Source organism: Mesorhizobium sp. M0166 (genome assembly GCF_040322255.1).
Classification (GTDB): domain Bacteria; phylum Pseudomonadota; class Alphaproteobacteria; order Rhizobiales; family Rhizobiaceae; genus Mesorhizobium.
Genome location: NZ_JAMYTD010000006.1, coordinates 225236 through 239717, shown reverse-complemented (window position 1 = coordinate 239717; position 14482 = coordinate 225236). Strand labels below are relative to the sequence as shown.

Genomic DNA, 14482 nt, shown 5'->3' with positions numbered 1-14482 from the left:
TGTCCTGCGCACATGCGCCAGGCAACTCGGAGGGACAAGACCGTGATAAAGACCGCCCTTGTCGCCATGACCATCGTCGGCTGCGATTGCGACGCCAGGCTTTGCGAATATATCGGCGAGACGCCCGCCAAATGGTCGACCATCGCCGAATGCGAAGCGGCGATGAAAAGCCAGATGCTGCACGAGCGCAATTTCGACTATCCGCTGGTCTCGGGCATCTGCCGGACACAGAACTCGTCTTCGTCATCGCAGCTCGCTGCGACCGCTTCCGAGCCTGAATTGACGACGGCCAGCACGGCAGCGACAGACCCGCTGCCACCGGAACTGAGCCATCGGCCCAGTGCTGCGGTCGGAACGCAGGCTACGGCGACGGAAACGGAAGCCGTCCGGCCGGTGGCCTATGAAGCGGCGGTCGATGGCGGCCGCGCCGTGCTCTACCGCACGAAGGCCGGCTACGCCGTGGTCAAGACCGATCTCGACCGCGCCGCATCGGCAACGATCGGCATCGCCAGGCGTTCGGCGAACTGGCTGGCGACGAAGCTGCCTGACGGTCTGTAACCGCCGCTTCAGGCCGTGCCGATCAGTGCCTTGATGGCGCGATAAAAAATCGACGAAAACAGCTCGCCCGGATCGTATTGCCGCTTCTTCGCCAGGAAGGACGGCAGTTCCGGATAGGAGGCAAGAAGTTCCTTGCCCGTATAATGAAGCTGGTAGGGCAGGAAAAAACGCCCGCCATGCTTGATCGTCACGTCGATCAGCGCCCTTGTCAGCGCCCGCATCCTGGCATTGCCGTCGGCGTCTGTCGGCTGATTGATGTAGAGCACCAGCGAATAGGCCGGCTCCGGCGCATAGTTCAGCGCCACATCCTCCTTGTGGACGATGCGTACCGACGCGTTGAGCACCGCCAGACTCTGGTTGCGCAGGATCTCGCGCGCTTCCGCGATGAACGGGCTATAGGCCGCCCGCGGGATGAAATACTCGTGCAGGATGTCGGTCTCATCGAGCAGATCGTTGAACAGATACGGCACTGAATCGTGCATCGGATTGTTGCGCGTGACGAGGCAGGCCTCGCCCTCGGCCATTGCCGTCGTCCGCGCCACCGTGCAGCTCTCGAATTGCGGCTCCAGTGTCTTTTCGGTGAACCATTTCAGCTCCTGGAACAGGCTGCCCCATTTCGCCAGGTTGATGATCACCCGCTTGAGCCCGACCGAACCCGGTTCGCCGATTGCCGGCTGGTCGGCCGGCGGCTGGTCGGCCACCTTGTCATAGCGGTAGACGATCATATCCTCGAGGAAATTGCCCGGCGCAGTCGACAGATGCCCATAAAACAGACCGATCGCCCTGTTTGGCTCCAGCACCTCGGCGAAGAACTTTGGAAAGTCGTCCGATTTGATGATCTCGCGCGAGGTCCGGTAGACGGCGTTGTCGACGATGTCGAGCGTCGCCTCCAGCACCACGCCGAACAGGCCGTAGCCGCCGACGACGTGGCGGAACAGCTCGGTCTTTTCGGCTGGTGAGCAGGTTGTCACCGAACCGTCGGCCAGCATCACCCGCATCGAACGGATCGAGCCGGCGACCGAGCCGGCCTGGTGGTCCATGCCATGCGCGTTGACCGACAGCGAGCCGCCGACCGAAAAGATGTCGGTCGACTGCATCGCCTTCACCGCGAAGCGCGGGTGCAAAAGGTTCTGGATGTCGTGCCAGCGCGCGCCGGGCTGCAAGGTCATCGTCTTCGTCGCCGCATCGACGCTGACCTTGTTGAATTTGCGCATGTCGAGGACCAGTGCGTTGTCGTCGAAAGCGTGGCCGCCCATCGAATGGCGCACCGCCGCGATCGAGACCTTCAGGCCATTGGTGCGGGCAAAGGCCAACGCGCTCGCAATGTGGTCTTCCTCGCTGACTTCGATGACGCCGTAGACTGGCGTCATCGACAGGCCGCTGGCATCGTTGATGTCGCCGCCCTTGGTCAGCCATGGTAGCGCCGGATCGTAGGCTGGCGGGCCCTCCAGCGGCTTCTGAGCCAGGTCGATCCCGTCAATGTCGGCAATGCGCCCGGAATTCTTCTGCCCGGACGGACCGCGCGCCAGCCGCGCCACGGTCGTGCCGCCCCACAGCATCGCGCCGCCCACCACCGCCGCCCCCAGCAGCAGCCGCCGCGACAGGCGAAACCCCTTGCGTTCTTCGACCATGCTACCCCTCGCCGCCTCAGAGATAGCGCGAGCTTCCGGCAAAAACCATAGCCGGAGTGCGTAGCAGAACTAGAGCGGCAGTTGCGGCATCAGGAGCATTTTCTTATGGTTGCAGCGAAGGTATTTTTCGCGCTATGATTGAAAATACGAACGGATCCATGATGATGCTGACCATTGTAAGGGCGCCATTCCATGAAGCACCTGTCCCGCGCGATTCTGTCCCTGATGCTAGCGCTTGCTCCGATATCCGCTGAGGCTCAGGATTCCAGTCAGGGCGACGACAGCGTCGTCGCAGTCGCGCCTGACGATCCAGATATGGCGGCGGCGACTGCACAGGCACGTGCCAGCTTGGATGAATTCCTGGCATTATCCCAGACACCGCCACCTGGAACGGACACATTCAAACTGAAGGTGATGATCAAGGACGGAAACGTCACCGAACACTTCTGGGTCATCCCGTTCCAGCGGACCGAAAACGGATTCGTGGGGATATTGGCGAATGAGCCACATAGTGTCCACAACGTCGTGGCTGGCCAGTATATCGAATTCAACCGAGACGATATTTCCGACTGGGGATACACCAGAAACGGTCACCAGGTTGGCAGTTTCACCGTTTGTGTGATGTTCAAGTCGATGTCGAAGGAAGAAGTCGACTACATGCGTAGCCAATACGGCTTCGATTGCTGACCGCCCAGCCGGACTAATCCGCCTCCTCGTCCCTCGCCCCGATCTTGCGCACCAGTGCCGCGGTCGCGAGGATCGTGGCCAGGTCGGCGATCATCGGCGCAACATGCTTGGCATAGTCGAGCGGCACAGAGATGTCCGGCAGTTCGAAGAAGTTCTTCGTCTGCGGAAGCAGCAGAAAGCCGTCGCTGCCGTTGAGCGCGACGCGTGCCGGTTCCTTCGGCCATGTTTCGCCGAGCCATTCGAGCGCCTGCGCCAGCCGGCCGGTCACCAGCGGCCGCGCCGCTTCGATGTTGTCGGTGTGGAACTCATAGGCGGCGTCGAGTTCGGGTACGCCGCATGACAATTGTTCCGTCTTGCCGCCGAACATGCCTCGGAAGAAACCGACCACCATATTGGCACGGCGCGCCGCCACCAACTTTCCCGGGAACGGCGCAATGGTGTCGAACGCGATAATGACGCCCTTGAAGGCCTGCGATGTGGTCTTGCCGTTCCTCTCCAGCAGCGTCACCTCATAGAGCTCGAACGCAAAGTCTTCGTACCGACCGGAAACGACGTCCTCGAAATATGAACGGTTGAACGCGCCAATCGTCTCGCGTGGCAGCCGATCGAAGGAGTTCGGCGTTACGCCATGCTGATAGCGCACGTCCTGGATGAAGCCGAAGACGATCGGCAGCAAGGTGTTGCGGAACGACTGCTGCAATTTGCGCGCTGGCCTGATCGCCTGGAGATAGAGCAGGATCGTCGCCAGGAATCCGCCGATATAGAGGAACACATGCGGGGTCGAGAACCACTGCTCGTTCGGGTCGGCAACCCCGTTGAAGAGCCAGGCCACAAACACCACGAAGACAACCACCGATCCGATGAACAGCGGCACCCGCCAGCGCGTCCGGCGATAGGCCGAAGCCCTTTGCGCCTCGTAGGCCTCGATGTCCTTCCTGAGGCCGGCGATCACCGCTTCGCTCGGCATGAAATCCGCAGTTTCCATCACCCACCCGCCGCCACAAGCCCGCCCGCGTTGGGCATGATAGCCGGTTTGATGGACCGCGTCAGCGCAGCCGTCAGCGCCCGGCACCGAAGATCGCATCGAGGCGGGCCAGAACCCTTTGCCTGGATTTTCCCGCCAGCGCTTCGACCGGCATCAGCCGCTCGTGATCGCCGGCGCGCAGCCGCATGAAGGCATGCAGCCGGTAGGCGGCGATGGTCCCGCGCGTGCCGGGATCGTCGCTGATGTCGACGACGAGAATGGCGCCGATGCGGCCCGGCCATGGCTGGCGCGCGAAGGCGGTGCCGAAGAAATCGCCGAGCCCATAGGCAACGAGCGTCTTGCCGATCCGCTCGATCGGCTGCACGACGTGGGCATGATGTCCGGCCACCAGGCCGACGCCATGTTCGGCCAGAAGCCGCGCCAGTGCCCGCGTCTTCGCACGCGGAAAATGCCGGAATTCCCAATCCCAATGCGGCACCGCGCAGAGGAGGTCGACACCCGAAGCGGCATCGTGCGGCCATTGCGTCGGATCGCCTCGCATCGAGACTCGGCCCGCGAACTGAGCCGCGCCGGTATTGCGCCACAAGGTAAAGGCGGCAAGGCCAATGGTCAGCGAACCAACCGCAAACCGCTCGACCGGAGCCGCAGTGCCGATCGTGCGGATGCCTAATTGCTCCAGCGCGGCGACGGTCTCGTCGAAGCCGGCAATACCCTGGTCGAGCACATGGTTGTTGGCCAGCGACAGTACCAGTTTTTCACGCGGGATGCCGACGGCGGCCAGGGCCTCGGCAAGGAACCGCTCGCTCATCGCGTGATGCGTGCCAAACCTTGTACCCAAAACAGCGCTCGGCCGCTCCACCACCGGGCTTTCGCAATTGCCGACCACTAGATCGGCCGAGGCAAGCAGTGCCGCAATCGCCGGATCGCAGTCCGGCGCGCGGCGATTGGCCACCGCCGAGATATCGCCGACGAAAGCCAGCCGCACCGTCCGCGCCGGCAGCGGTTCGAGCAGGGCTGCGGCCGCCGGTGCAAAGCCGCGCGCGTCGCCATCGAGCGAAGGCCAGAGGAAGCGTGGCAGCCAGGACAGTTTGTAGGAAAGCGGATAGTTCGACACGCGACGCCCAATCGTTTGCCTTGTGTAGACCGTCCGCCGGATTGATTGAAGCGTCGACTGTCATCGGTGAACCACAGGGCCACAGGCGCAGCGAATCAAATGCGTGTATGATCCACTGCGGAGCGACAAAAGGGGCGATCACGATGAAGCGTTTTTCCAGGCTGGTGGCGTGCGCCATCATTCTTCTCCTCCCGCTGGCTTCACCCAGCGCCGCGGCTCCCAAAGCGGCGGCCCTGTTTGAGGCAAAAACCGTAGCTGAACGCGACAGCGCTCTTGCCGCGCTGGAAGCCGCCGCGCCCGGCGATCCGGCCGCGACCTACGCCGCCGGCGCCGGCGAATTCTTCACCGCGCTGGAGATCCTGGCCGGCGGCCTGCACCACCACGGTTTCGAAAGCCCGCAATCCTTCATGCTGCCGCTGATGCGGCTGCCGGTGCCGGACAATGCCAATCCCGAGCCGCTGACCTACGAGCAATTCCGCGCCATTCTCGTCGCCTTCCGCGACCGGCTGGAGAAATCCGCAGCTACGCTGGGTTCGGTACCCGCCGACGCGGACATCGGCATGGTCATCGACCTAACCCGCCTCGGCATCGACCTCAACGAGGACGGCCAGATCGCGCCGGACGAAAGCGCCGCGGCGATCATGGCCTCTCTGTCAGGCACGGGCGGCGCGCCGGCCGATGCCGCCCTCGCCTTCCGCTTCGACCGCGCCGACGGCTATTGGCTGCAGGGCTATGCCGAGTTCCTGATGGCGCAGGCCGACTTCTGGCTGGCGCATGATTTCAGGAACACGTTCGACGGCTCCTTCCACATGCTGTTCCCGCGCGCAAAACTGCCGCTGCAGGATACGCTCGTGCCGCTGGACGGTGGCATGGGCGGCGGCATTCTGACGTCCGAATGGCGCCTCGCCGACTTCATCTCCCTGGTGCATCTCATCAACTGGCAAGTGGTCGAACCTGAACGCCGGCAAGCGGCACGCCGCCATCTCGTGGAAATGATCCGGCTGTCGCGCGAGGACTGGAAAGCCATCCGCGCCGAAACCGACAATGACCGCGAATGGCTGCCCGGGCCGCAACAGAAAGGCGCCAGCCCGCTCACCGGCCTCGAGGTCGGCGAGCAGCAGGTGCAGGCCTGGCTCGCCGCCCTGGCCATGGCCGAGGATCTCCTGGAAGGCCGCAGCTTGCTGCCGCATTTCCGCATCGCCGACAAGGGCATCAACATGAAGCGCTTCTTCGACGAGCCGAAGCCCTTCGACCTGGTGCTGTCGATCACCGGCCCGGCCATCGCGCCCTATCTCGAACGCGGCAAGGTTCTCACCAGCGAGGAGTTCAACCAGATCCAGCGCCAGTTCGGCGGCGCCGGGTTTCTGACGTTCGCCGTTTGGTTCAACTGAGGGCGTGCTTAGACGTCACTCCTGACAGCCTGCTGTCAGCAGCCAAATTGCGCCTCGCGCCACCCGCCACTCCGCTCTTTCCATTTTGGCCGATACCTCCCATATTCGGGCCATGGCCAGACTCTCCGACAAGAAAACGCCGCCGCCGGCGAATGACGAGCGCGCTTCGCCGCCCAAGCGGCGCAGTCCGCTGACCGATTTTCTCGATGCCTCGGAGCCTCTGTACAAGGGTGGCTTTGCCGAGGCGCCGCAGGCCGAGTTCAGCGGCGCGCCGCTGACCGGCTCGATTACCGACTGGGCCGAGCAGATCGAGCAGGAAGCCGAGAAGGAAGGGCGCATTTCCGGCAAAGTCGGCGGCAAATTAGCGAAGCCGGCGAAAAAGATCCCCGAACGCTCCTCTTCCCCCGGCCGTACGGCACGCGGCACCTCGATGGGCGGCGCGGCTTCGGCGCGGGAGCGCACTGCGGCCGGTCTCAATCCGGTTGCCGGCCTCGACATTTCTCTCGAAGATGCCGAGACGATGACCTCCAGCGGCGTTACCGCCACTGTGGCAGCGCTGTCGGCGCTGATCGAATCCGGCAATCCGCTGCACAAGGACGGCGTGCTGTGGACGCCGCACCGCCCGGCCCGGCCGGAGAAATCCGAAGGCGGCATCGCCATCAGGATGGTCTCGGATTTCGAGCCGGCCGGCGACCAGCCGACCGCGATCAAGGATCTCGTCGAGGGCGTCAACAGCAACGACCGCACCCAGGTGCTGCTCGGCGTCACCGGCTCGGGCAAGACCTTCACCATGGCCAAGGTAATCGAAGAGACGCAACGCCCCGCTCTGATCCTGGCGCCCAACAAGACGCTTGCCGCGCAACTCTATTCCGAGTTCAAGAAATTCTTCCCTGAAAACGCCGTCGAGTATTTCGTCAGCTACTACGACTATTACCAGCCTGAGGCCTATGTGCCCCGGACCGACACCTACATCGAGAAGGAATCCTCGATCAACGAGCAGATCGACCGCATGCGCCATTCGGCGACGCGCTCGCTGCTCGAGCGCGACGACGTCATCATCGTCGCCTCGGTGTCCTGCATCTACGGTATCGGCTCGGTCGAGACCTATACGGCGATGACCTTCCAGATGCAGATCGGCGACCGTCTCGACCAGCGCGCGTTGCTCGCCGACCTCGTCGCCCAGCAATACAAGCGCCAGGACATCAACTTCGTCCGCGGCTCGTTCCGGGTGCGCGGCGACACGATCGAGATCTTCCCGGCCCACCTCGAGGACCGCGCCTGGCGCATCTCGCTGTTCGGCGACGAGATCGAGGCGATCACCGAATTCGATCCGCTGACCGGCCAGAAAACCGGCGAGCTGAAGAGCGTCAAGATCTACGCCAATTCGCACTATGTGACGCCGCGCCCGACCTTGAATCAAGCCATCAAGTCGATCAAGGAAGAGCTGAAGTATCGCCTGCAAGAGCTTGAAAAGGCTGGCCGCCTGCTTGAGGCGCAGCGGCTTGAGCAGCGTACCCGCTTCGACCTGGAGATGCTGGAGGCGACCGGCTCCTGCGCCGGCATCGAGAACTATTCGCGCTATCTCACCGGCCGCCAGCCGGGCGATCCGCCACCGACCTTGTTCGAATACATTCCCGACAATGCGCTGGTCTTTGTCGACGAAAGCCATGTCACCATACCGCAGATCGGCGGCATGTATCGCGGCGACTTTCGCCGCAAGGCGACGCTGGCCGAGTATGGTTTCCGCCTGCCGTCCTGCATGGACAACCGGCCGCTGCGCTTCGAGGAATGGGACGCCATGCGCCCGCTTTCCGTCGCGGTTTCGGCGACGCCCGGCGGCTGGGAGATGGAGCAGTCCGGCGGCGTCTTCGCCGAGCAGGTCATCCGCCCGACCGGCCTCATCGACCCGCCGGTCGAGGTGCGTCCGGCCAAGACGCAGGTCGACGATGTCGTCGGCGAAATCCGCGACACGACAAAAGCCGGCTACCGCACGCTGGTCACCGTCCTGACCAAGCGCATGGCCGAGGACTTGACCGAGTATCTGCACGAGCAGGGCATTCGCGTCCGCTACATGCATTCCGACATCGACACGCTGGAGCGCATCGAGATCCTGCGCGACCTGCGCCTCGGCGCCTTCGACGTGCTGGTCGGCATCAACCTTCTGCGCGAAGGTCTCGACATTCCAGAATGTGGTTTCGTCGCCATTCTCGACGCCGACAAGGAGGGCTTCCTGCGCTCCGAAACCTCGCTGATCCAGACCATCGGCCGTGCCGCGCGTAATGTCGACGGCAAGGTCATCCTCTATGCCGACCAGATCACCGGCTCGATGGAGCGGGCGATGGCCGAGACCAACCGCCGTCGCGAAAAGCAGATGGAGTGGAACGCGGCCAACGGCATCACCCCGGAATCGGTCAAGTCGCGCATTTCGGACATCCTGGATTCAGTCTACGAGAAGGACCATGTCCGCGCCGACATTTCGCAGTTCACCGACAGCGCCGGCGCGATGATGGGCAACAATCTGAAGGCGCATCTCGACGCCCTGGACAAGCAGATGCGCGACGCCGCCGCCAATCTCGATTTCGAGAAGGCGGCCCGCATCCGCGACGAGATCAAGCGGCTGCGCGAGATGGAACTGTCCATCTCCGACGATCCGCTGGCCAAATATGCCGACATGGAAAGCCCGGTCTCGGGCCGCGAAAAAGGCAAGCACAACAAGGGCGTGGCCAAACATCGTACATCAGAGGAACAGGAGCGCTTCCGCAAGCTCGACGAGGCACGTGCCGCCGAAGAGGCAGCCAAGGCTGCACGGCCCAACCTCTTCCGCAAGCCGGAGCTCGACGAAATGGGCGCCGACGGCGCCGTGCCGGTCAAGAAGCCGCTGTTCGCGAAACCTTCGTTGGACGATATGGGACCTGGGACCGACATGCCGACGCCGTCAGGCGCGGTGTCCCGTTCGCTGTTCAAGAAACAGTCGGCGCAGGAGGCGCACGGCTCGGATTTCGGTATACCGGGTGAACCGACCAAGCCGCTGTTCAGGAAGAACTCACTGGACGAGATGACGGTGCGGCGGACCGAGAAGCCGGTTGAGGGAAAAGTGCCGGCGAAACCACAGCCAATCTCCCCCCGTGTGGGGGAGATGCCCGGCAGGGCAGAGGGGGGCGCGAAGGAACACGACGTTTCCGCCAAACCCATTGTCCGCCAGCGTGCCGGTATCGGCTCCTACGAGGATCCCGCCGACGCCCGCCGCGAAAAGCGCCGCACCGGCAAGACGGGTCGGCCGGGACGGTAGCGATCCTTCGCGCCCCCCTCTGTCCTGCCGGACATCTCCCCCACAAGGGGGGAGATTGGCAGCTTCGGCGCTCCGCTCACTCCAGTGCCAACCGCTTGCCATCCGCCCCGCCGCTGGTGTAACCCAATCCCTATACTCGAACATTCTGAAAGGAGGGCTGCGTGTATTTCGACCACCACCGTCAGCGCGGCCCTGTCTCTGCCCTGCGAGCTTGCTTGCAGGGCTGACCAGAGACGGTCCGGGTTTTTCTTCCCGCTTCGATTTTTTTGGTCCGCCCTTCGTGGTGCTGCAACGCCGAGCCTGATGGCCAGCCTGCGCACCGTCAAAGTGCATCAGCCGGAATCACTCCGGACAGACCAGAGAAATCGACATGGCCCTGATCAGCCTCAAGTCCCTCGGCGTCACCATGAGTGCGCCGCTCTTCTCCCATCTCAACCTCACCATCGGCGCCGGCGACCGGCTCGGCATCGTCGCCGCCAATGGTCGCGGCAAATCCACTTTGTTGAGGTGCCTGACGGGCGAGTTCGAAGCCACCACAGGCGACATCACCCGCACGCGCGGCCTGCGCGTCGGCTATGTCGAGCAAATCATCCCCGCCGCGCTGGCCGGGCGCAGCTTTCATGAGGTGGTGGCCGACGCCTTGCCGGCCGAGCAGGCCGAAAGCGAGCAATGGCGCGTCGATGTGGTTCTCGACTCGCTCGACGTGCCGCAGCCGATGCGCGAGCGGCCGATGCGGGCCTTAAGCGGCGGCTGGCAAAGGCTGGCGCTGATCGCCCGCGTCTGGGTCACCGATCCCGATGTCCTGCTTCTCGACGAACCGACCAACCATCTCGACCTCGCCAAGATCAGCCAGCTCGAGACCTGGCTGAACGCGCTGCCGCGCGAGGTGCCGGTGGTGATCGCCAGCCACGACCGGGCGTTCCTCGACGCGACGACCAACCGCACGCTGTTCCTGCGTCCCGAACAATCGCCGGTGTTTTCGCGGTCCTATTCGCGGGCGAGGCTTGCGCTGGACGAGGTCGACGCCTCGACCGAACGCAAATTCCAGCGCGACATGAAAGTGGCGCAGCAGCTGCGCCGACAGGCGGCCAAGCTCAACAATATCGGCATCAATTCCGGCAGCGACCTTTTGACGGTCAAGACCAAGCAGCTCAACCAGCGGGCAGAGCGCCTGGAAGAAGCGGCAGCGCCGGCACACCGCGAAAGATCGGCGGGCGCGATCAAGCTCGCCAATCGCGGCAGCCATGCCAAGGTGCTGATCACGCTCGACGATTTGGTGGTCGGAACGCCTGACGGCACGGTTCTGTTCAGCACCGGCAAGCGCCATATCTGCCAGGGCGACCGCATCGTCCTGCTCGGCCGTAACGGCGTCGGCAAATCACGGCTGATCGGCCTGATCCGGAATGCCATCGTCGCGCCGGAAACGGCAGCGCAAGGCGTGAAGGTGACGCCGTCGACCGTGCTTGGCTATAGCGACCAGGCGTTGTCGGGCATCGGCGGCGACGACACGCCGCTGGCGATGCTCTCGCGCAGATTCGATGTCGGCGAGCAGCGCGCCCGCTCGCTGCTGGCGGGCGCCGGCGTTAGCATCGACATGCAGGAGCGCGGGATCGGCGTGCTGTCGGGCGGACAGAAGGCGCGGCTGATGATGCTGGCGCTCAGGCTCGCCAATCCCAATTTCTATTTGCTCGACGAGCCGACCAACCACCTCGATATTGATGGCCAGGAAGCGCTGGAAGCGGAATTGCTGGAACGTCAGGCGAGCTGCCTGCTCGCCTCGCACGACCGCTCCTTCATCCGCGCGGTTGGCAACCGCTTCTGGCTGATCAAGAACGGCGGCTGACCGAAGTCGACGACCCGGAGGGGTTCTTCCAGGAGGTTGCCGAAGCGGGCAGCTGAAAAATTGCGGAAAAAATTCCGGCGCTCTGTCGGATGATGATCGCATGCCACGTCCTTGGGACGCCGACACGGTGATGCCGGCGCCAATCGAGGAGAAAGCATCATGTCTATTCTGTCATCCATAGGCCACGCCGTAACGCGTTACTCGGCGGCTCGCGCCCGTTATCGCAGCGAACGCGCCATCCTTTCATTGCCGATCGAGCTGCGCAAAGATATTGGCTGGCCGGAAATCGTCGTCGACGCGCAAAACAGCCCGCGGATTCGCATCGAAGGTTGAAAGGTGGCAGTTGGCCGTCGCGGCAGACGCCATTTCGAATCCAAAAAACCATCGGCCGTGTAGGATCGTCGCCGTTCCGTTCGTCCTGTGGTTCGCAAAGGCAAACCAGACGCAAAGAGGAGCATGACATGAATGACCAGCCGCAGACCCAGCCCGCCGCCAAAGTGCTTGGCGGATTGACGCCCTACCTTCAGCTGGACGGCGCTTTCAAAGCCGCAGAATTTTACCAAAAGGCCTTCGGTGCCGAGCAGGTCTTTGCCTATCCGTCGGACGAACAGGGCCGTACCATGCATATCCATCTCCACATCAACGGTTCGACCCTGATGCTTTCCGACTTCTATCCCGAGCATGGAATGGCCGCTGTGAAGCCGCAGGGCTACACCATGCAGCTCCATCTCGGCAGCGACGACATCGACGCCTGGTGGAAGCGGGCCATCGAGGCAGGCTGCGAGGAAGTCGTGCCGTTGCAGGTGATGTTCTGGGGCGACCGCTGGGGCAATATGCGTGATCCGTTCGGCGTCGAATGGGCCATGAACGCACCGGTGAAAGCAGCTTAGCATCCCACGCAGGCTGTGTCTGAAATCACCTCTCCCCGCTGTAGAGGGAGAGGAAAACAATCGCATGGAGGAAGACAGATGTCCTATGTCGACGGTTTCGTGCTGGCGGTGCCGAAAGCAAAGCTCGATGCCTACAAGAAGATGGCGCAAATGGGCGGCGCGGTCTGGAAGGAGCATGGCGCGTTGGCCTATGTCGAATGCATTGGCGACGACGTACCCTATGGCGAGGTCACCTCGTTCCCGCGCGCCGTGCAGGCCAAGGAAGACGAGGTCGTCGTCTTCTCCTGGGTCGTCTATGAATCCAGGCAGCATCGTGATGCGGTGATGGCCAAGGTGATGGCCGATCCTCGTCTCAAGCAGGACTGGGAGACCATGCCGTTCGACGGCAAGCGCATGATCTTTGGCGGTTTTCAGCCCTTCATCGAGCTGTAGGCGCCCCTCGATCAAGTTTATCGAGCAGCGGCTTCAGCCGGTCGCCATAGCGCTTCCACAGGTCGACCGAGCCCTGATACATCGGCTGGCGCACTTGCGCAGCCGACGCCGTTCGCACCGGCCGGTCGGTCTGGTGGAACGACAGCACGGCGTCGTCCCACCGCAGGCCGAGATGGGCGATCAGCGCCCGCGACTGGGCTTCCTGGTCGGCGACGAAATCCTCGTAGCGAACGTCGTGCACGGCATCAGGCAGCACGGCGTGCCAGTGCGCCATGATATCGGTGTAGAGATTGTGGAAATCGGCGAGCTCGTCGAGATCGTAGCCGTAGCGATGGCTGTCGCCGCGGAAGTGCACCTTGTAGATCGACAGGCAGGTCGCCGCCGCATCGCGCGCGCAATGGATTATCTTGGCCTGCGGCAGCATCATGTGGATGAAACCGATCAACAGGAAATTGCCGGGCATCTTGTCGGTGACGTGCCGAAAACCCGGATAGCGGGCATGCAGCATGTCGAGATAGGCCTGGCCGGCCTCGGCATAGGCTTTGTCGGGCATGTCGGCGATGCCCCAGGGAAAGCCGCCCTTCATGCCGAGTGGAAACTGCTTGCCGACCGCCGTCTTCAATATGCTGAGCTCGCCGGCGCCATAGACCTGCGGATGGCTGGCGATGATCTGCTCGACCAGCGTGGTGCCGGAACGCGGCATGCCGACAACGAAGATCGGCGTGTCGTCGGCGATCCCGCTCGGCCTGTGCCTTTCAAAAAAGGCCTTGTCGAACACCGCCTTCATCGCCTCGAACTCGCCGCGCGTCTTGCCGGCGTCGTAGTCGATGCCCTGGCGGCGGATCGCGTTGCCTTCGGCGAAATAGTCGAAGGCGCGGCCATACTCCCTGAGGTCGTCATTGGCCTTGCCGAGGCCAAAGGAAAGCTGCATGCGCGCCAGACTGCCTTGCGGCGCCTTGGTGTGCTCCGCCTCCATGCGGGCAAGCTCGGCGTCGCGCTCCTTCTGGCGCTTGACCTGGGTAAGCATCAGCCAGGCCCTGGCCATGCCGGGGTCCACCGCCAGCGCCTGCCTGAAAAGATCCGCAGCCTCGTCGAGATTGCCCTTTTCCATCAGCCCGACACCCAGGCCGTGCAAAAGATCGGCATCCTTCGGCCGGATCGTCAGCGCCTCGCGAAAAACAGTCAGTGCCTCATCCAGCCGGCCCGCTTCCTGCAGCGTTTCGGCAAGCCCGACGCGGGCGCGGACATGGAACGGGTTGCGGCCGATCGTGCCGCGATAAATATCCTCGGCGCCTTCGAATTGGCCGAGCTGCTTCAGTGACGAGCCGAGATTGTCACGCGCCGCCAACTGGTCCGGCCGGATCGCCACCACCTTGCGGAAGAGATCGGCGGCGGCCGCGACCCGGCCGAGGTCGCGCAACACGGTGCCCAGATTGTTGAGGAAATCCGGATTGTTCGGCTGCAGACGCACCGATTGTTCGATCAGCGCCAGCCCCTCGGCGCTGCGCCCGGTCTGGTGCAGCAGAAGCCCGAGGAAATGCGCAGCAGCCGGGTGGTTGGCCTTTTGCGACAGCACCTGCCGGTAAAGCGCCTCGGCTTCCTGCCGGCGCCCCGCCTGGTGCAGCTGCAGCGCCTGCTGCACGTGCTGGTCGAGCCCCAGCG

At 63.4% G+C, this 14482-nt stretch carries 11 protein-coding genes and 1 pseudogene; 8 read left to right on the top strand and 4 right to left on the bottom strand.

Going from position 1 to position 14482, the window contains the following annotated elements; translation table 11 throughout:
• The first annotated feature begins 42 nt into the window (after positions 1–42).
• Positions 43–558, top strand: coding sequence for a hypothetical protein (locus NKJ46_RS10790; protein WP_352664725.1), 516 nt, complete (start codon positions 43–45; stop codon positions 556–558).
• An 8-nt stretch (positions 559–566) separates the two neighbouring features.
• Here the strand turns inward: NKJ46_RS10790 and NKJ46_RS10785 are convergent, their stop codons facing one another.
• A complete protein-coding gene (locus tag NKJ46_RS10785) occupies positions 567–2189 on the bottom strand; it encodes an FAD-binding oxidoreductase (RefSeq protein ID WP_352664723.1) in 1623 nt (540 codons plus the stop codon).
• A 192-nt stretch (positions 2190–2381) separates the two neighbouring features.
• On the opposite strand from NKJ46_RS10785, the gene NKJ46_RS10780 reads away from it, so the two are divergent.
• Positions 2382–2876 (top strand): YegJ family protein, encoded by a 495-nt coding sequence (locus NKJ46_RS10780; protein WP_352664721.1) that lies wholly within the window; start codon positions 2382–2384, stop codon positions 2874–2876.
• 13 nt (positions 2877–2889) lie between these two features.
• Here NKJ46_RS10780 and NKJ46_RS10775 read toward each other — a convergent pair whose 3' ends face one another.
• Together NKJ46_RS10775 and NKJ46_RS10770 are read right to left on the bottom strand one after the other, a co-directional pair.
• Entirely contained in the window at positions 2890–3861 is a 972-nt protein-coding gene (locus NKJ46_RS10775; protein ID WP_352664719.1) for a DUF3137 domain-containing protein, read from the bottom strand.
• A gap of 73 nt (positions 3862–3934) precedes the next feature.
• On the bottom strand, positions 3935–4975 hold the full coding sequence (locus tag NKJ46_RS10770) for a CapA family protein (RefSeq protein ID WP_352664717.1): 1041 nt from the start codon (positions 4973–4975) through the stop codon (positions 3935–3937).
• A gap of 143 nt (positions 4976–5118) precedes the next feature.
• On the opposite strand from NKJ46_RS10770, the gene NKJ46_RS10765 reads away from it, so the two are divergent.
• From NKJ46_RS10765 to NKJ46_RS10740, 6 genes and pseudogenes are all read left to right on the top strand, one after another.
• Entirely contained in the window at positions 5119–6366 is a 1248-nt protein-coding gene (locus NKJ46_RS10765; protein WP_352664715.1) for a hypothetical protein, read from the top strand.
• Positions 6367–6478: 112 nt separating this feature from the next.
• Positions 6479–9655: an excinuclease ABC subunit UvrB gene (uvrB, locus tag NKJ46_RS10760; protein WP_352664713.1), complete on the top strand. Its 3177-nt coding sequence runs from the start codon at positions 6479–6481 to the stop codon at positions 9653–9655.
• Positions 9656–10025: 370 nt separating this feature from the next.
• Positions 10026–11554, top strand: a pseudogene (locus tag NKJ46_RS10755) (ABC-F family ATP-binding cassette domain-containing protein).
• Positions 11555–11657: 103 nt separating this feature from the next.
• Positions 11658–11831, top strand: coding sequence for a hypothetical protein (locus NKJ46_RS10750; RefSeq protein ID WP_023719167.1), 174 nt, complete (start codon positions 11658–11660; stop codon positions 11829–11831).
• 128 nt (positions 11832–11959) lie between these two features.
• Positions 11960–12388, top strand: a complete 429-nt coding sequence (locus NKJ46_RS10745; RefSeq protein ID WP_352664711.1) for a VOC family protein — start codon at positions 11960–11962, stop codon at positions 12386–12388.
• A 78-nt stretch (positions 12389–12466) separates the two neighbouring features.
• A complete protein-coding gene (locus NKJ46_RS10740; RefSeq protein ID WP_352664709.1) occupies positions 12467–12820 on the top strand; it encodes a DUF1428 domain-containing protein in 354 nt (117 codons plus the stop codon).
• Here the strand turns inward: NKJ46_RS10740 and NKJ46_RS10735 are convergent.
• Complete coding sequence (locus NKJ46_RS10735; RefSeq protein WP_352664707.1) at positions 12807–14462, bottom strand: tetratricopeptide repeat-containing sulfotransferase family protein; 1656 nt, start codon at positions 14460–14462, stop codon at positions 12807–12809. The two genes, NKJ46_RS10740 and NKJ46_RS10735, sit on opposite strands and share 14 nt — an antisense overlap.
• Positions 14463–14482: the final 20 nt, after the last annotated feature.

Coding starts and splice junctions, on each gene's coding strand:
- NKJ46_RS10785 (WP_352664723.1), bottom strand. CDS start 2,189: ATGGTCGAAGAACGCAAGGGGTTTCGCCTGTCGCGGCGGCTGCTGCTG.
- NKJ46_RS10780 (WP_352664721.1), top strand. CDS start 2,382: ATGAAGCACCTGTCCCGCGCGATTCTGTCCCTGATGCTAGCGCTTGCT.
- NKJ46_RS10775 (WP_352664719.1), bottom strand. CDS start 3,861: ATGGAAACTGCGGATTTCATGCCGAGCGAAGCGGTGATCGCCGGCCTC.
- NKJ46_RS10765 (WP_352664715.1), top strand. CDS start 5,119: ATGAAGCGTTTTTCCAGGCTGGTGGCGTGCGCCATCATTCTTCTCCTC.
- uvrB (WP_352664713.1), top strand. CDS start 6,479: ATGGCCAGACTCTCCGACAAGAAAACGCCGCCGCCGGCGAATGACGAG.
- NKJ46_RS10750 (WP_023719167.1), top strand. CDS start 11,658: ATGTCTATTCTGTCATCCATAGGCCACGCCGTAACGCGTTACTCGGCG.
- NKJ46_RS10745 (WP_352664711.1), top strand. CDS start 11,960: ATGAATGACCAGCCGCAGACCCAGCCCGCCGCCAAAGTGCTTGGCGGA.
- NKJ46_RS10740 (WP_352664709.1), top strand. CDS start 12,467: ATGTCCTATGTCGACGGTTTCGTGCTGGCGGTGCCGAAAGCAAAGCTC.